The sequence below is a fragment of the Paucimonas lemoignei genome (genome assembly GCF_004342585.1).
Taxonomy (GTDB): Bacteria; Pseudomonadota; Gammaproteobacteria; order Burkholderiales; family Burkholderiaceae_D; genus Paucimonas; species Paucimonas lemoignei.
In genome coordinates this window covers 1-15,886 of sequence record NZ_SLZQ01000009.1, presented here as the reverse complement: position 1 = coordinate 15,886, position 15,886 = coordinate 1, and the positions used below count along the sequence as shown (strand labels likewise).

The following is a 15,886-nucleotide window of genomic DNA, read 5'->3' as shown; positions in this document are numbered from 1 at the left end:
CTACAGGCTGTTAGTCGTCAAATCCTCAGGCGGCATTCTTGCGTGTCTTGTCCGCATTGCCGCCTTCCGTTTCGGGACCGCTGCCTTTGCCGTCCTTGACATTCGCCTCCTGCACCTTGCTGCCGGGACGCAGGTTTTGCGTGCCCTCGACCACCACGCGCGCGCCCGGCTCAATGCCGGCGACTGCCGCCTGTCCTTGCTCGATCGTCAAGACCTCGATATTGCGCGCCTTGACCGTCTCGTCCTGGCTCACGACATAGATAAACTGGCGCTCCGGGCCGGTCACCACGGCTTGCGCCGGCACCACGACGGCATCGGGCAGCGTTCGCGCCACCATTCGCACGGCGACATAATTACCGGGCCACATGCGATGGTCTGCATTGGCGAATTCCGCCTTCATGCGCACGGTGCCGGTCTGGGTATCGGCGGCATTATCGATAAAGACAAGTTTGCCCTTAATCTCCGTGCCATTCGCCAATTGCGCCACGACAGGGGCATCGCCCTTCGGATAGCTGGCAAGGATATGGCTCAATTCCTTCTCCGCCACGGAAAAGCTGACGGCGATCGGATCAAGCTGCGAGATGGTCAACATCGGATTGCCTGTCGGTTGCGCCAGGCTGCCCGGCCGCACGCTGATGGCGCCGATGCGCCCCGCAATGCTGGCGGCAATGGTGTTGTGGCCAAGCGCTACCCGGCTTGCGCGAATCGTCGCTTCATCGCCCTGCACGGCACCGCGTAGCGCTTCAACCTGGCTGCGCGCCGTATCGACTGCCGCCTGCGAAATGAATTGCTGTGCCAGCAGGTCCTGATTGCGCCGGAGCGTCGCTTCCGCTTCCGCCAGCGCAGCGCGATTACGCGACAGTTGCGCACGCGCATTGGCTACCGCCGCTTCGTCGCTGCGCGGATCGAGTGTAAACAATAGCTGACCAGCCTTGACTTCCTGGCCTTCGCGGACATGAATCGCCCGTACGACATTTTGCACTTGCGGACGCACTTCAACCGTATTGATGGCGGTGACATAGCCATTCGCCCGAACCATCACCGGAATCGATTTTTTTTGCGCCTGTACGCTCTTGATTGTCTGTACCTGAGAGCGCGGTTTCTGCGATTGACCTTCCGGTTTGCCTGACCAGAAAAAGTAAGCGGCGACGGCAACAATAATAAGAATGGCGCCGACGGTCAGTTGCTTTCGTGTTACATGCATATGAGATAAGCAAGAGCGGTAAATTCAGCAGAGCTTCCTGGTGGGTGAGGAAACGACCCTTTTGGAGGAATAGCCAGAGCAACACAATACCACTTTGCCAGCCTTTGTGTTGCCTGAGGAAATGATGGAATGGAGCGGTCCCAAGAGTCTGCTTGCTCTTGCGCTTGCCAAAGATTGGTGAAATGTCGGCGCCCAATCAACAAGGAGCCTGAATGAGGATGAGAAGAAGATAATAAAGGCGAGCCTTGTCTGCGGCACTTGTGGGAATCGGCTGTGGCTGCTTCGTTCCCGACCTGACCAGGTTCACCAAGCCACAATGCGCAGGGGCCCGCCAAGAGAGATTTTACCAGCAATATGCGTTTTCACCCAACATTCAAATTCCCAACTCTTGCCAGATGCTATCCACCCGGGCTTTCACCTCATCCGTCATGACGATGGTCCGGCCCCATTCCCGACTGGTTTCGCCCGGCCACTTGTTGGTGGCATCGATGCCCATCTTGCTGCCCAGACCACTTACCGGCGACGCAAAATCCAGGTAATCGATCGGGGTATTGTCCACCAGCGTCGTATCGCGCACGGGGTCGACCCGGGTCGTGATCGCCCAGATGACTTCCTTCCAGTCGCGGATATTCACATCCTCATCCACGACCACGATGAACTTGGTATACATGAACTGACGCAGGAAGCTCCAGACGCCGAACATCACCCGCTTGGCATGCCCCGGATAGGATTTCTTCATCTGCACCACCGCCATGCGGTAGCTGCAGCCTTCCGGCGGCAGGTAAAAATCCGTAATCTCGGAAAACTGCTTCTGCAGCAAAGGCACGAATACCTCGTTCAACGCCACGCCGAGCACAGCCGGCTCATCCGGAGGTTTGCCTGTATACGTAGAGTGGTAAATCGGGTCGCGCCGCATGGTGATCCGGTCGATCGTAAATACCGGGAACCAGTCCTGCTCATTGTAGTAACCGGTGTGGTCGCCATACGGCCCTTCAAGAGCATGCTCATAACCGCTCGGATGCGAGGCATCGGGATAGATATGCCCTTCCAGGACAATTTCCGCCGAGGCCGGCACTCGCAACTCGCTGCCGATCGCCTTGACCAACTCGGTACGACTGCCGCGCAGCAGTCCGGCAAACTGGTATTCCGACAAGCTGTCCGGCACCGGCGTGACTGCACCTAATATAGTGGCGGGGTCGGCACCCAGCGCCACCGCCACAGGATATGGCTTGCCGGGATTGGCAATCGCATGCTCGCGAAAATCCAGCGCACCACCGCGATGCGCCAGCCAGCGCATGATCACCTTGTTCCGGCCCAGCACCTGCTGTCGGTAGATACCCAGGTTCTGCCGCTTTTTATGCGGCCCCTTCGTAATCACCAGCCCCCAGGTAATCAACGGCGCGACATCCCCCGGCCAGCAATGCTGAATCGGCAGCTTTGCGAGGTCGACGTCATCGCCTTCCCAGACGATGTCATGGCAAGGCGCGGAGCGCGACTCTTTCGGCGCCATATCCCATAATGCCTTGAGTAAGGAGCCCAGGCCTAATGCATCGCGAAAGCCTTTAGGTGGCTCCGGCTCTTTCAGGCTGGCCAGCACCTGGCCGATACGGCGCAATTCGCCGACATCCTCCGCGCCCATCCCGAGAGCAACTCGACGCGGCGTGCCAAACAGATTTCCCAGGACGGGCATCGTATGCCCGGTCGGGCGCTCGAACAGCAAGGCAGGTCCGCCGGCTCGCAAGGTGCGATCGCACACCTCGGTCATTTCCAGATGCGGTGACACGGAAACCGCAATACGCTTGAGTTCGCCAATTTCTTGCAACTTCGCAATAAAGTCCCGCAAATCCGTATATTTCATATTTTTTACAATTCTTTTAACTTCTGCAGATTATCAAAGAAGATTTGGCAAGTCGCTGTTTTTATTGATTTTTGCTGCACTGCAGCGCATTTCTATATGCAAATTGGTTATGGATTTCAAATTTTATATTATTGACTGGATATAATTCAGCCCCTACAATCTTTTTCACTTGAAGCGGAAGCAGCCCTCACCAGAACAAGCGCTGCGGAATAAACCAAATCAGTTCACGGGGTTCGGGGCCCCACATGACATTTTAAGGAGTGTTGCCAAAGGCGTCAGCCTTCCCCCGGAAAAATTTGCCTGTCACTGGGTCCGTAGCGCAAACCGCGCCGCCAGTTGAACAAAATGGCAAGACGACCGTCTGACTATGCTCTCAGCAATGCCAGACGATGTTTCTGATTGACGGCATAAATGGAAAACGCTCCGGGTCTACCCGGTGTGGGATCGTTTGTGCCGTGACGATTCAGGAGAAACCATGCTGTACCGTTTTATCCAGGCTGGGGAGGCCTTGAGCCGGAAAACTGCAGACCAATCTGCCGTTGTCGCCACCTCTCTCGCACGTGCCACTTTACGCGGCATCATGACCATTGCCCATCATTCGCTGATGGTTCTCGGCGTTGCCGCTATCGCCGCCTTGACTCTGTTATTCGTCAAACCGCACTTTACCGACCATTTGAAAGCCCTGTCGCCATTTGCAGCCGAAGTGGCAGACGCTGATGATGAAGACGAGCTTGACCCGCTCGCGGATTTGGCGGCGCCTGACACGACTCCGGCTCTTCCTTCGCCGCAGGTAAGCACTACCCCTGCCTCCGTGGTGAAACAACCAGCCAGAATCGAACTGCAAATTAAAAACACTAGCCTTTCAAATGAACAATTAGCGGTTTCCCGCTGGATCTCGCGCCGTTACCGTGTCGCTTCCGACGCGACTCACATGCTGGTGTCGGAAGCGTACAAGAATGCCGAGAAACTTCAACTGGATCCGCTGCTTATCCTTGCGGTCGCCGCCATTGAATCGGGCTTCAATCCCTTTGCTGAAAGTGCAGGCGGAGCGCAGGGGCTGATGCAAGTCATGTCAAAAGTGCATCGCGATAAGTTTCGTGAACATGGCGGCGTTCGCGCTGCGCTGGACCCTGTCGCCAATATCCGCGTTGGATCGGCGATCCTGAAAGATTATGTCAAGAGAGCCGGTTCAGTCGAAGCGGGGCTGAAGCGCTACGTTGGCGCGGCGGCCTTCGCGACAGATTCCGGATATGGTTCGCGCGTATTGGCTGAATACCGCCGCCTGCAGGAAGTGGCTGGCAAGTCCTCGCCTTCCACCATCGCCACCTCGGCTGAACCGGACAGCTCCACCAACGCTCCGTCCCATTCCAAGAAGGCACCGGCTGATGCCGACAAATCCGCCGCCATGGAATCGGCAGATAGCATTGCCTCAAACCGTTTTTCGCTGCATGCCTTGTCTTGAGCGTTATTGGCCCAATAAAAAAGGAGCCTTGCGGCTCCTTTTTTATTTCACTACGTTTTTAGAATTTCCCGTCCTGAAATAGTCCTGCAGGCGCCTGACAGCTTCCTGGAGATTTTCCATGGAAGTCGCGTAAGAGATCCGGACATATTGGCGGGGACAATAACTGCCGAAATCCAGTCCCGGTACCATGACGACCCCAGCCTTTTGCAACATATCCCGCGTCAGACGGTCGGCATCGTCGGACAAAGCACTGCAATCCGCATAGACATAAAAAGCGCCATCCGGCTTTACCGGAATGGTAAAACCCAATTCTTCCAGTGCCGGTACAATAAAATCGCGGCGACGGCGGAATTCCCGCTTGCGCTCTTCAAACAGCGCGAGCGCTTCTGGCGTAAAGCATGCCAACCCGGCGTACTGGGAAATCGCCGAGGCGCAGATAAATAAATTTTGCGCGAGCTTTTCGATTTGCGGCACGAGTGCTTCCGGCACCACCAGCCATCCCAGGCGCCAGCCTGTCATGTTGAAATACTTGGAAAAGCTGTTGATGACGATAATATCGTCGCCCAGCGACAGAGCGGAAAAAGGCTCCGTGTCGTAACTCAAGCCCTGATAAATCTCGTCGACGATCGTAAAGCCGCCGCGCTCCCTGACGGTTGCCGCAATCCGGCCCAGCTCTGCCGGCTCGATGGAAGTACCGGTCGGGTTCGACGGCGAAGCCAGCAGCACGCCGCGCGTCGTCGGGCCCCAGTGAGCGCGCACCATTGCTTCGCTCAATTGAAAGCGTTCCGCCGGCCCGCTCGGAATCATCCGGGCTTGCCCTTCGAAAGCCGCGACGAAATGGCGGTTACACGGGTAGGAAGGGTCAGGCATCAACACTTCGGCGCCTTTTTCCACCAGTGCGGCACATGCCAGCAACAAGGCGCCAGAGGCACCGGCAGTCACGATGATGCGTTCCGGCGCCACTTGCAAGCCATAGGTCTGCAAGTAGTGGCTGGAAATCGCTTGCCGCAAGGCGGGCAAGCCGAGTGCCGACGTATATTGCGTCAATCCTTGAGCCATGGCCCGGCTGGCGGCTTCAATGGCCTGCGGCGCCGCCGTGAAATCAGGTTCACCGATTCCCATATGGATGATGGAACGCCCCTGCTGCTCCAATGCAGCAGCCATTTTCGCCAGCTCCATGACATGGAACGGTGCGATATTCCCGAGACGGGATGCGAGATAAGTCAGATTCATGCTTGGATGCAGCCCGGCTAGCGAATATTTGCCGGAGCCATTGTACAAAATCGTCGGCGGCACAAGTATGGTACCGCGATCATCAGGGGCGCAATTCCATGCAGCCCCTTGCAAGAGAGGGATTACTCTTTGCGAGCGGCCTGCACTTCCACTGCCCGCACTTTGCCTGCCAGTTTATCCAGCACGCCATTGACATACTTGTGACCGTCAATGCCGCCGAACGACTTGGTCAGTTCAACGGCTTCGTTGATCACCACCTTGTAGGGAATTTCAAGATGGTGCTTGAGCTCATAGGCGCCGATCAGCAGCGCGGCGTGCTCGATCGGCGACAGTTCACCGATCGGGCGATCGATCAGCGGGCTTAACTCATCTCGCAGCAAGGTGGCATCACGGATCGCACCGTGCAACAACACGTCGAAGTGCGCGGCATCGGCCTTGTTGAACCCATGCGCCTCGCGCATATGGGCATCGATCGCGCCGGCGTCCTCATTATTCAGCAGCCACTGATACAGCCCCTGGAGCGCAAATTCACGCGCGCGATGACGCGGTGTACGGTTCTTGTTCGGATTGGCGTGAAATTCTTTTTGCGTCATGAATGAAAATACCTGTAATCCCGGGCAAAGCCGGAATAAATAAATGCCATCTCAGCAGCGTCGCATCATGAAGTTGAGGCGACCTGCGTTAGTCTTACCTGCGTTAGTCTTACTCGTCCTCGGTCGCGTCCGTCAGCTCTTCCAGAGCGATCGCGAGATTAGCCATTTCAACCGCAACACGGGCAGCATCGGCGCCCTTTTCAAGCATGCGCGCCTCGGCCTGCTCATCGGTTTCCGTGGTCAGCACTGCATTGGCAATCGGAATGCCGTAGTCCAGGCCGACCCGAGTGATGCCGGCGCCGGACTCGTTCGACACCAGCTCAAAATGATAGGTTTCGCCGCGGATAACCGCGCCGATGGCGATCAGCGCATCGAATTGCTGGGTTTCGGCAAGCTTTTGCAATGCCAGCGGGATCTCCAGGGCGCCCGGCACCGATACATGCAGCACATCCTCGTCGGCCACGCCCAGACGCTGCAGCTCCGCCAGGCAGGAATCCAGCAAGCCCTGACAAACGTCTTCATTGAAACGTGCCTGGGCAATCCCGATACGCAGGCCTTCGCCATCCAGATTCGATTCGTAGCTTCCCACTGCCATGGCTTTTCCCCTTATTACTGCATGCAAAAATTGAATGTCCCGGGACTTTGCGCCTCAGGACCGTTCCTGAAAACCGACCACTTCCAGATTAAAGCCTGCCATCGACGGCATCTTGCGCGGATTGGACAACAAGCGCATCTTGCCGACATTGACATCCTTCAGAATCTGCGCGCCGATACCATAGGTGCGCAAATCCATGCTGGAAGCGCGCCCTTGCGGACGCTTCTCCGGCGCATTGAGCGCGGCGAACTGGCCGAACATCTGTTCTGCGGATTCTTCGCAATTGAGCAAGACCATTACGCCATGCGACTGCGCCTGGATGGCTCTCAGTGCGGCGGCCATATTCCAGGAGTGGGTGGTTGCTTCGGTATCGAGCAGATCCAGCACCGAGACCGGCTGATGCACGCGAACCAACGTTTCGATGTCGGGACGCGGCTCGCCGTGCACCAGCGCCAGATGCGCGCCGCCGCTAGGCTTGTCGCGATATGCAACCACCTTGAAACGACCGTACGCAGTTTGCATTTCACGCTCGCCAACGCGCTCAATCACGCTTTCATGCTGGCTGCGGTAATGAATCAGATCCGCGATGGTGCCGATCTTCAGGCCGTGTTCCTTGGCGAATTCAATCAAATCCGGCAGGCGCGCCATGGTTCCGTCATCATTCATGACTTCGCAGATGACGGCGGCCGGCGTAAGGCCTGCCATTTCCGCCAGGTCGCAACCGGCTTCGGTATGACCGGCACGCATCAACACGCCACCCTTCTGGGCTTTCAGCGGGAAGATATGGCCAGGCTGAACGATATCCGAAGGCTTGGCATGCTTGGCCACAGCCACCTTGACGGTATGTGCACGATCCGCCGCCGAAATGCCGGTGGTGACGCCTTCGGCGGCTTCGATCGATACGGTGAAATTGGTGCCGAAAGCGGTGCCGTTACGGGTTGCCATCATCGGCAATTCCAGCTGTGCGCAGCGCTCTTCGGTCAGTGTCAGGCAAATCAGCCCGCGACCAAACTTTGCCATGAAATTGATGGCTTCCGGCGTAACGAAATCGGCTGCCAGTATCAGGTCGCCTTCGTTCTCGCGATCTTCTTCATCGACCAGAATGACCATGCGGCCGGCACGCAATTCGGCGACGATTTCATTTGTTGTTGCTAAAGACATAAATGGTTTCCTCGGTAGACCGCTATTTTAATGGATTTGGCTTGTTCGAGTCCGCAAGGTCCAAACTTCATGAGCGCAAGCGGCGGCTCGCCCTTGCCAGGTGCAAGCCGCCGCTACTTATCCAGGAGAGAAAATTTGTCTTACTGGCCAGATTCGGAGAGAGACAGCATCCGTTCGACGTAACGCGCAATCAAGTCCACTTCGAGATTCACTTTTGAACCGGCGCGCAAATGCTTCAGCGTGGTCACTTCGACGGTATGCGGAATCAGATTGATGGAAAACTCGCAGCCCGACTCGCCATCGGCAACACGGTTCACCGTGAGCGAAACGCCATTGACCACGATCGAGCCCTTGAAGACCAGGTACTTCGCCAGCGACCTCGGCGCCTCGATCACCAGTTCATGGGATTCGCCGACCGGCTCAAAACGACGCACCACGCCCAGGCCATCGACATGGCCGGAAACCAGGTGACCGCCCAGGCGCTCCGCCAGGGTGAGCGCTTTTTCGAGATTGACTTCGCCCGGTGCATCCAGCCCAACGGTGCAATTGAGACTCTCGCGCGAAACTTCAACCTCGAAGCCCACACCGGTCTTGGCAACGACCGTCATGCAGGCGCCGTTCAGGGCGATCGAATCGCCCAATGCCACATCGGCAAGCGGCAGCCCTCCCGCATCGACGGACAGGCGAACGCCGGCATCCTGCTCCTTGCCCAGCGGCGTGACGGTAGTGATCTTGCCGACAGCTGCAACAATTCCAGTAAACATAACAAATTAAAATTCAGAGGAAACGAGCTAGGATACGCAAATCTGGGCCGATCTGCCGGACTTCATGAAAAGTCAGATCGCGCCGGCCCTCAAGCGAGTCGAGTCGGGGCAAGTCAAACATTTCCATGGCGTCTCCCAACAGGCTGGGAGCCAGGTATAGCAAGAGCTCGTCGACGCAACCGTCTGCAATCAGTGCGCCATTCAGCCGCGAGCCGGCTTCAACGTGCAACTCATTGATCTGCCGCCGTCCCAGCTCTTGCATCAATGCCGGCAAGTCCACCTTGCCGTGCGCGTTCGGCAACAGGATAATTTCCGCGTCGCGCTCGCGCAGCAAGGCTTCCTTTTCCGGATTCGGCTGCGCCGTCACGATCCAGGTGCCGCCGCCTTCGAGGATGCGCGCATCCGGATTGATATGCAGCTTGCTGTCGACCACGATGCGGCGTGGCTGGCGCGGCGTGTCGATGCCGCGCACCGTCATTTGCGGATCATCCTGGTTGACGGTGCCGCTGCCGGTGAGAATGGCGCAGGCACGAGCGCGCCACCAGTGGCCATCCTGACGCGCTTCCGACGATGTGATCCACTGGCTCTTGCCGTTGTGCAGCGCCGTCTTGCCATCCAGGCTGGCAGCAGACTTCATGCGCACCCACGGGCGGCCCCGCTGCATGCGCGATAAAAAGCCGATATTCATTTCACGCGCTTCCTGTTCCAGCACGCCACATGTGGTCTCGATGCCGGCGGCCTGCAGTTTAGCCATCCCCTGCCCCGCCACCAGGGGATTGGGATCACTGATCGCCGCCACGACACGGGCAAGGCCTGCCGCAATCAACGCATCAGCGCACGGCGGCGTCCGACCGTAATGGCTGCAAGGCTCCAGCGTCACGTAAGCCGTCGCGCCGCGCACCTCTTTGCCGCGCGCAGCAGCGTCACGCAAAGCCTGGACTTCGGCATGGGCCTGCCCTGCAGGCTGGGTGAAGCCTTCGCCGATGACTTCTCCACCGCGCACGATGACGCATCCGACGCGAGGATTGGGGCTGGTGATGAACATGCCCTTGGCTGCCAAATGAAGGGCTAACCGCATGCCATCAAGATCATTAGTAATATTCACGTAGCTGGCTTGTGCTGAATTTTGGTGACATGTACTGCCGCTACGAACGAGGATTCTGCCAATCTCAAACAAACTCTGAACGAGCATGGTCAGCTTCGTCAGACGGCAGAACCCGCCTCAATCCGCATCGTCAGTACCGGTGCAGGTTTTATCCTTCTCGGGGTTACAAACACGCGCCCGTCCGGAAAAATTCAGCTTGATACGCCGCACTTCCTCACCGAGCATGAACGATACGGTTCCGAGTTGCGGGGTCTCGCTGCTGGCGTTCGTGCGCGTGCGACCGCTGCCATTATAAGCAAGATAAGGTTTGCTGGAGTCAGTCAACACGGATTTTATGGCCATTCCATGAGGCACCACATCCTGCCGCAAGATGACCATCTCGCCGGCGTCGGCTTGCTGATTGCCATTTTCGTCAACAAATGCCATCCAGCCGTGGCTCCAGTCTTTTCCATCTAGCGGCACCAGGTCGACTCTTGTGCCGCGCCGGATCGCCTCGGATCGCGCCATATGCAGCGCGCCGACAAAGCCGTTCACGCTGGTATTCAGCCGTTGGTTGTGAATCAGCGCCTGATAACCAGGGACGCCAACCATGAGCAGGATCGCGGCGATGCATAGTGCAACCATCAGTTCGATCAGGGAAAAGCCAGAACGCAAACGCACTCCGATTGCATTGAAGTCGGCTCCAATCCTCACCAGCATTTCTCGCCCACAGGAAGTTTAGCGCCATTGCTCGTCAAGGACATTACCTGGCATTCAGGGTCGTCGTAGCCCTTTCCGACCCGACTGCCTCCCGCTGTCGCCGTAATAAGAACACAGTCGGTCAATGTACTGTCAGCGCAGGCCTTGCCTTGAATTTCATAGGTGCTCGATGCAGGATTGTCACCCGAATACCACTTGAATTGCTTGGCTTCGACATCGGTCGCATCAGCCGAAAATTGTACATACGTGGTATGCAATGAATAAAAACGCTCCTGCTGTTGCATTAACTGCAGAAGCGCGGCACGGGCTTCGGTCCGCTTCGCTTTACGGATCGCGTGCTGATAAGACGGATAAACAAGAGCCGCGAGAACAGCGATGATTGAGACTGTGATCACCAGTTCTATCAATGTAAATCCGCGGTGTCGATAGCCATAGCATCGATCACTGGCAGGAACGCTTTTGACTGAGTTATCCATCTGCTTTCTGGATGCACGCTATTTCCGTAGCGCCTTGAGGCGCAATTCCGGCCAATTCACAATCTCGCGCCAGGACAGCCGCATGGCGGGCAGCGTTACCTCAGGCATGCTGCCTTCGGCATCTTCCTGGACGGCCGCAGTATTTCCTTTGGTGCCGCCTGAGCCGGCATTAATCACAACTGACCTGCGCCGCACGGTGGATTTACCGAACACATTGCGACTGCCGGCTGCCATAGCTGTCTGCAGGGTCAGCGGCGCTGCCAGCATGCCTATGTGCGAAAGCATGCCGCTATTTTTATCGCCGGGCGACAGTCCGCTCAAGGCATTCAGAACGTAACTGCGTCCACCGCCGTGAGAGCAAGGCGCAGCACATGGAATCAGGCTATTGAAAATCAGCCTGCCGGAATCAACCACCGGATTGCTGACATTGCGTTCACCGCTCTCATCAGATGCCAGAAAATCGAAATACCAGCCACGTTGTTGCTCCGCGCTTTCGCCGTACAAGAATTCCTGTCCGGTGATTTGCAATGCATCTCCCTCTTTTACCAATCGGCGTGGCTCGAGCTGATTCCGCCCCGATACCTTGTAGGATTTTTGCGTCGTATCGTATATTCCGTAGAAGGATTGAACCGAAAACGCTGCAGGTTTCGTATCCGCCTCTTCCATGAATTTCCCAGTGCCGAACAGAACCACGTAGCCGCTGCCAGGAGCAAAAACCACCCTTGGCTGGACTGTGATCGGCTGCCTGCGTGCCGAGGAATCCTGCGCGGTAAATAGCGGGGTCTTACCGGAATTCTCTTTTGACCACGGCAGAAATCCCGTGAAATCGAATCTCCAGAGATTGCCCTGCAAGTCGCCGGCATACGCAAAACGCACAGCGCCGTCTTCACCAAGAACCAGCCCAGGAGAACTTAAGCCGTTCGGCAAGCCTGTGTCGAGAATCGGCTTCTTGAATTTGAAATAGTTGATGCCTAATTGCCATCGTTCCTCTGGCTTCTTGTCCAGCGCGAGCAGAAATAGCACAGCAGGCGCGAGCGGATCGGCATGCCCATCCTCCAGATAATTATTCACGCCACTGCCAACCATGGCGAAATAGCGATACTCCAAACCTTCAGCTGTCTGGCGGGCTTTGAATCGCGCGATTACCGGCACATTGAATACATTGCCGATATCCCCGTCGTCGCGATCCGTAAATTCCCACAGGGCGCCAATCCCGCTTTTAAAATCCTCGGGAGTCGACACATCCAGAGCAAATACGCCTTGCGCTCCACCTCCCATCCCTGCGACCAGCACAGTCTTCCATCCTCCCCGGACCTGAGCCTCTGCTACGGCAATAGCGCCGTCGACATAATTCTGATGGTGATACTCGGGCTGGGCCAACTGAGATACTTTTTCCAGCAAGGCGTCAGGAAGATAGGCAAAGAATTCAATGCCGCTAGATGCATCGAAGGCATGCAGCATTCCGTCATTCGCCCCGACATACACCGCATTTGCACGACTCTTATGCGCTTCATAAAAGGATCGATAATCCGCACCGCCACTTACGGACGCAGGCGCCCCGACGAAAACGGGATTGCTGTTGACGATATCTCCGAGCACGCGATCCCGCGGACGGAATATGCCATTCGCCTGTCCAAGTTCATCTTCCCGTTCGCCACGCAAGAATCCGAGTCGCCTGGGGCCGAGGCCATCGGTTGCACCACCAAGCCGCGAAACGTCCAGCTTGGTTCTCTGGACTTCGGCAAGCTTCTCCCATTTGAATTCGGTGATGCCTGATCGCGTATCCGCATTGGCTGTATATATCTGGCGGTTTACTGACAGAGGTAGCGGCGTCTCATTCTTCTTCCCTGTTAGTATCTCAGCCGCATCCCATTCCGGAGCTGAACCTAACTGGACACCTCGATCACTGGTCATCGTGACCGGCAACTTGATGAGCTTGCCGCTCCATGTGGCGGCATCAAAACCTGATTGATAGAGAAAAGTACGCCCCGGCGAGCCTTTATCAGTACCCAGCGTTGCGCCGGACATCCCATGAGCATCATGTAATAGCGGTTCCGAAGCAATATGGATAATCGGCACGGCGGCATGAACGCCCTGTGAAATGCCAAACGCAAGGATCAATGGGAAACAGATGCAGCGCCTTCGGCGTGCAAGAATGCAGTGAAGGTAGAGAGATGGGCGCATCGCTAATCTTCCTTGCGATAGAAGCTTTGCAAGGCAATTTGCGTCGACTCTCGTGCACCGAAGCCAATCGCCGTCACACGATAAAAATAGCTTGGCTTATCTGCAGGCTCACCGGGCCTGTTATAAGGCATCAGCTCGATAATGTATCTCGGCAAACGACTAGGTAAGGTGCCTTTCCCAACCTGAAAGCTTTGGCCGGTAAAACTGCCGAATGCCACGGATTGCGCTGTGGCGTCGCTCTTGCTGAAGTCAACTATCTGCCATGGCTGCATCTCGTCATTCACAGCTCTGCAAAGCCCTCGGTATATTTCACCAGAATCGTCGTTGCACACAGCCTCATCCGGATCGGGAAATCCAAACGCGCTATGCCTTGAAAAGATATGACTGCGAGATTTGGCAGAGTCTGGAGAATTTTCAATATCGATTTCGGCATCGCGCAAAGCCGCTTCAGCAGCCTGAAGGGCTATCTGACGATCGGTCTCATTGCTTGCGCTCTTCCAGCCAAGAACTGCACTTTGAGCCGCTGCCAATCCGAGCATGAGAACAGCCATCAGGATGACGAGCGTGACGATCACCGTTCCGTTCTGATTGCAGGAGCGCATCAAGCTATACAAATGCTGCGATAAGCATTTATTTGGAATTTGCTCTGCATGCGCAGCTTGCCGCGGAGGAGTCATATACCTCCTCCGTCTGTCCGATTACGTAGCATGATAGTGGCGCTGAAGACCTTACGAATGCGATTTCGGCTCCTCGCCGGCAAATCCGGTTCGCTGATGCGGGTCCCTACGTCTACAACGCCATAGGCATCGGAATACTCCTTACCAAAAAGATCGTAAGACTTACGTAGTGCATCATTACGTCCGGCGCGCGCGCCGCGTACAAGCAGCGCAATCTTAACCGCAACAATGTTTTTCCAATGCGTCTTGCGATTTTTCTCCAAGATCCGGGCCGCGCTATCTGCACCGGTCAATACCAGTTTGTCATCCAGCTGCTCCACTTCAGTGGCCGTCAAAAAATGGTTCGGCAAGCCATCCCTATCACTGTCCAGCCCATACAAGACCTGGAACGATTCGACCCCACGGACGATGGCAACCGCGTTCCAGCTTGTCTTACCTCGATACTTACAACGTAGCTCGGGCTCTCCGGCAGAATCTTCGGCCACATAGAAGATGCTCCAACCTCGGTCAGTCATTCCACCAGACTTTGATTCCGATCCAACACCAAATCCGGCGCAATTGAGCATGGAACCGTCACCATTGTCTCCGCCACCTGAACCATGAAACCGAATACCCAGCACATCGCTTCCATTGACCGATTTGGCGACTGGCGAGTCCACAGCGGCTGTCGTCGCTTTCAGACTCTTGGCGTCTAAACCGACGATGGTTGCGCTCTCATCTGAACGGGTTAGCTTCGCAGTACCGCCTCCGCTCCAATCCTCGTAACCTGACTGCCGCAGCGCCCTTGCTATCACTTCCAGTCCATATCGCCCGCTTTCCTGAATGAGGGCGGCATCATCGTTTGCTGTGTAAGCGGATTGGCTCGTTACAAAGATTGATGTGGCAGCAAGGACAATGAGGAGGCTTAACGCGAGCGAAACCATGAGCTCGACCAAAGTCAATCCCGAGTGAGCTGACAAGCCCTGACAACCGAATTTTGGATACGCGTGCATTTTCCGTCTCCCTCACGTTTGAACGAGGATTACAAGACGGGGGCTTTCCTTGCCGCCTGCTGGAAGCGCCGTGTGATCGGATGGAGATCGCCAACTCAGCTTGACGACGATAGGTGCGCTTTTGCCAGCATCATGACAGTCCCACTGATAGGTATTGCTGCTGTCGCTCCATGGTGCAGCGTCGCGACAAACCTTTATTCGTCCGTTCGGCAACGAGGATTTGAGTCTCCGTTGGATCTCATAAATCTGTGCATCTGTAATTTCTACGGCATTACACGCAGATGAGACGTCATAACAAAGGCTGTGAGCACTAATAACGCTCTCTTCACTTTTAAAGTCCAGTCTTAAATACGCATTGGCAGCATCAGCATCATTATTTACTGTGGCTGCACGGATCTGGTCTGCGGTATCTATCGCGAGTTGAAGCGCGGTGCTATGGAATCCTGATTGCTGGTTGCTGCGCAACGCATTGAGCTGCATGGACGCAGCGCCAATTATCCCGACCGATAAAACAAGTAGAGAGACAAGCACTTCGATTAATGAAAATCCTGTTTCAGCATGTTTTTTCATGTTGAGTACTTTCTGCTTTTTCTTGAATTTTTGACAAGCATAAGATACACGAGAAAGTAGGACGCTTTGATCTCATATTTATGGGAGAAAACGGGCCCAAATATAAGATCTTTGATATGAATTAAAGGCGGGAGAGGCCTGGCCCATCGTACAGGGAGGGGGGTGGACCGCTGGTAAGGAAGGTGCGGTGAGGGTGAGTGAGGGAGTGTGGTGAGGGTGAGGAAGTTACGTGGAGGGCCTGCAAAGCAAAAACCCCCAGGCTCGTGTAGAGCGAGGGGGTTTTTTAATAAGAGCCTGACGATGACCTACTTTC

The 15,886-nt window shown here is 55.9% G+C and carries 15 protein-coding genes and 1 other RNA gene; 1 reads left to right on the top strand and 15 read right to left on the bottom strand.

Annotation, left to right across the window (positions count from 1 at the left end):
• Nucleotides 1-25: 25 nt before the first annotated feature.
• From EDC30_RS13610 to ubiD, 3 genes are all read right to left on the bottom strand, one after another.
• Nucleotides 26-1,204 carry an efflux RND transporter periplasmic adaptor subunit gene (locus EDC30_RS13610; protein ID WP_132259398.1) on the bottom strand — a complete coding sequence of 393 codons (1,179 nt, stop codon included), beginning with the start codon at nucleotides 1,202-1,204 and terminating at the stop codon, nucleotides 26-28.
• A 234-nt stretch (nucleotides 1,205-1,438) separates the two neighbouring features.
• Nucleotides 1,439-1,537: signal recognition particle sRNA small type (ffs, locus tag EDC30_RS13605), an RNA gene on the bottom strand.
• A 40-nt stretch (nucleotides 1,538-1,577) separates the two neighbouring features.
• Nucleotides 1,578-3,062, bottom strand: a complete 1,485-nt coding sequence (ubiD, locus tag EDC30_RS13600) for a 4-hydroxy-3-polyprenylbenzoate decarboxylase (RefSeq protein WP_132259397.1) — start codon at nucleotides 3,060-3,062, stop codon at nucleotides 1,578-1,580.
• 475 nt (nucleotides 3,063-3,537) lie between these two features.
• Here ubiD and EDC30_RS13595 point away from each other — a divergent pair, with 475 nt between their 5' ends.
• Nucleotides 3,538-4,524 carry a transglycosylase SLT domain-containing protein gene (locus EDC30_RS13595; RefSeq protein WP_132259396.1) on the top strand — a complete coding sequence of 329 codons (987 nt, stop codon included), beginning with the start codon at nucleotides 3,538-3,540 and terminating at the stop codon, nucleotides 4,522-4,524.
• Between the two features lie 42 nt (nucleotides 4,525-4,566).
• Here the strand turns inward: EDC30_RS13595 and EDC30_RS13590 are convergent, their stop codons facing one another.
• The 12 genes from EDC30_RS13590 to pilV form a co-directional block, all read right to left on the bottom strand.
• A complete protein-coding gene (locus EDC30_RS13590) occupies nucleotides 4,567-5,757 on the bottom strand; it encodes a pyridoxal phosphate-dependent aminotransferase (RefSeq protein ID WP_132259395.1) in 1,191 nt (396 codons plus the stop codon).
• A gap of 122 nt (nucleotides 5,758-5,879) precedes the next feature.
• A complete protein-coding gene (gene nusB, locus EDC30_RS13585) occupies nucleotides 5,880-6,350 on the bottom strand; it encodes a transcription antitermination factor NusB (RefSeq protein ID WP_132259394.1) in 471 nt (156 codons plus the stop codon).
• A gap of 109 nt (nucleotides 6,351-6,459) precedes the next feature.
• The gene (ribH, locus tag EDC30_RS13580) at nucleotides 6,460-6,945 is read right to left on the bottom strand and encodes a 6,7-dimethyl-8-ribityllumazine synthase (protein WP_132259393.1); all 486 of its coding nucleotides are present in this window, start codon (nucleotides 6,943-6,945) and stop codon (nucleotides 6,460-6,462) included.
• Between the two features lie 54 nt (nucleotides 6,946-6,999).
• Nucleotides 7,000-8,106, bottom strand: a complete 1,107-nt coding sequence (gene ribBA, locus EDC30_RS13575) for a bifunctional 3,4-dihydroxy-2-butanone-4-phosphate synthase/GTP cyclohydrolase II (RefSeq protein WP_132259392.1) — start codon at nucleotides 8,104-8,106, stop codon at nucleotides 7,000-7,002.
• A gap of 140 nt (nucleotides 8,107-8,246) precedes the next feature.
• A complete protein-coding gene (locus EDC30_RS13570; RefSeq protein WP_132259391.1) occupies nucleotides 8,247-8,870 on the bottom strand; it encodes a riboflavin synthase in 624 nt (207 codons plus the stop codon).
• Nucleotides 8,871-8,883: 13 nt separating this feature from the next.
• A complete protein-coding gene (gene ribD / locus EDC30_RS13565; protein WP_207907284.1) occupies nucleotides 8,884-9,948 on the bottom strand; it encodes a bifunctional diaminohydroxyphosphoribosylaminopyrimidine deaminase/5-amino-6-(5-phosphoribosylamino)uracil reductase RibD in 1,065 nt (354 codons plus the stop codon).
• Between the two features lie 144 nt (nucleotides 9,949-10,092).
• Nucleotides 10,093-10,674 carry a GspH/FimT family pseudopilin gene (locus EDC30_RS13560; protein ID WP_165973824.1) on the bottom strand — a complete coding sequence of 194 codons (582 nt, stop codon included), beginning with the start codon at nucleotides 10,672-10,674 and terminating at the stop codon, nucleotides 10,093-10,095.
• Nucleotides 10,665-11,150 carry a type IV pilin protein gene (locus EDC30_RS13555; RefSeq protein WP_132259389.1) on the bottom strand — a complete coding sequence of 162 codons (486 nt, stop codon included), beginning with the start codon at nucleotides 11,148-11,150 and terminating at the stop codon, nucleotides 10,665-10,667. The genes EDC30_RS13560 and EDC30_RS13555 overlap by 10 nt, the downstream gene beginning before the upstream one ends.
• An 18-nt stretch (nucleotides 11,151-11,168) precedes the next feature.
• Nucleotides 11,169-13,334, bottom strand: coding sequence for a pilus assembly protein (locus EDC30_RS13550; protein WP_132259388.1), 2,166 nt, complete (start codon nucleotides 13,332-13,334; stop codon nucleotides 11,169-11,171).
• Nucleotides 13,335-13,336: 2 nt separating this feature from the next.
• Nucleotides 13,337-14,011 carry a pilus assembly PilX family protein gene (locus EDC30_RS13545; RefSeq protein ID WP_243656788.1) on the bottom strand — a complete coding sequence of 225 codons (675 nt, stop codon included), beginning with the start codon at nucleotides 14,009-14,011 and terminating at the stop codon, nucleotides 13,337-13,339.
• Nucleotides 14,008-15,003, bottom strand: a complete 996-nt coding sequence (locus EDC30_RS13540; protein ID WP_243656787.1) for a PilW family protein — start codon at nucleotides 15,001-15,003, stop codon at nucleotides 14,008-14,010. Before EDC30_RS13540 ends, EDC30_RS13545 begins: the two co-directional genes overlap by 4 nt.
• 12 nt (nucleotides 15,004-15,015) lie before the next feature.
• Nucleotides 15,016-15,573 (bottom strand): type IV pilus modification protein PilV, encoded by a 558-nt coding sequence (pilV, locus tag EDC30_RS13535; RefSeq protein ID WP_132259387.1) that lies wholly within the window; start codon nucleotides 15,571-15,573, stop codon nucleotides 15,016-15,018.
• Between the last annotated feature and the right edge of the window lie 313 nt (nucleotides 15,574-15,886).

Bases quoted from the DNA above. Each gene is read 5' to 3' on its own strand.
- nusB (WP_132259394.1), bottom strand. From the start codon at position 6,350: ATGACGCAAAAAGAATTTCACGCCAATCCGAACAAGAACCGTACACCG.
- ribBA (WP_132259392.1), bottom strand. From the start codon at position 8,106: ATGTCTTTAGCAACAACAAATGAAATCGTCGCCGAATTGCGTGCCGGC.
- EDC30_RS13540 (WP_243656787.1), bottom strand. From the start codon at position 15,003: ATGCACGCGTATCCAAAATTCGGTTGTCAGGGCTTGTCAGCTCACTCG.
- EDC30_RS13555 (WP_132259389.1), bottom strand. From the start codon at position 11,150: ATGGATAACTCAGTCAAAAGCGTTCCTGCCAGTGATCGATGCTATGGC.
- EDC30_RS13590 (WP_132259395.1), bottom strand. From the start codon at position 5,757: ATGAATCTGACTTATCTCGCATCCCGTCTCGGGAATATCGCACCGTTC.
- ribD (WP_207907284.1), bottom strand. From the start codon at position 9,948: ATGCGGTTAGCCCTTCATTTGGCAGCCAAGGGCATGTTCATCACCAGC.
- ribH (WP_132259393.1), bottom strand. From the start codon at position 6,945: ATGGCAGTGGGAAGCTACGAATCGAATCTGGATGGCGAAGGCCTGCGT.
- ubiD (WP_132259397.1), bottom strand. From the start codon at position 3,062: ATGAAATATACGGATTTGCGGGACTTTATTGCGAAGTTGCAAGAAATT.
- pilV (WP_132259387.1), bottom strand. From the start codon at position 15,573: ATGAAAAAACATGCTGAAACAGGATTTTCATTAATCGAAGTGCTTGTC.
- EDC30_RS13545 (WP_243656788.1), bottom strand. From the start codon at position 14,011: ATGACTCCTCCGCGGCAAGCTGCGCATGCAGAGCAAATTCCAAATAAA.
- EDC30_RS13560 (WP_165973824.1), bottom strand. From the start codon at position 10,674: ATGCTGGTGAGGATTGGAGCCGACTTCAATGCAATCGGAGTGCGTTTG.
- EDC30_RS13610 (WP_132259398.1), bottom strand. From the start codon at position 1,204: ATGCATGTAACACGAAAGCAACTGACCGTCGGCGCCATTCTTATTATT.
- EDC30_RS13550 (WP_132259388.1), bottom strand. From the start codon at position 13,334: ATGCGCCCATCTCTCTACCTTCACTGCATTCTTGCACGCCGAAGGCGC.
- EDC30_RS13595 (WP_132259396.1), top strand. From the start codon at position 3,538: ATGCTGTACCGTTTTATCCAGGCTGGGGAGGCCTTGAGCCGGAAAACT.
- EDC30_RS13570 (WP_132259391.1), bottom strand. From the start codon at position 8,870: ATGTTTACTGGAATTGTTGCAGCTGTCGGCAAGATCACTACCGTCACG.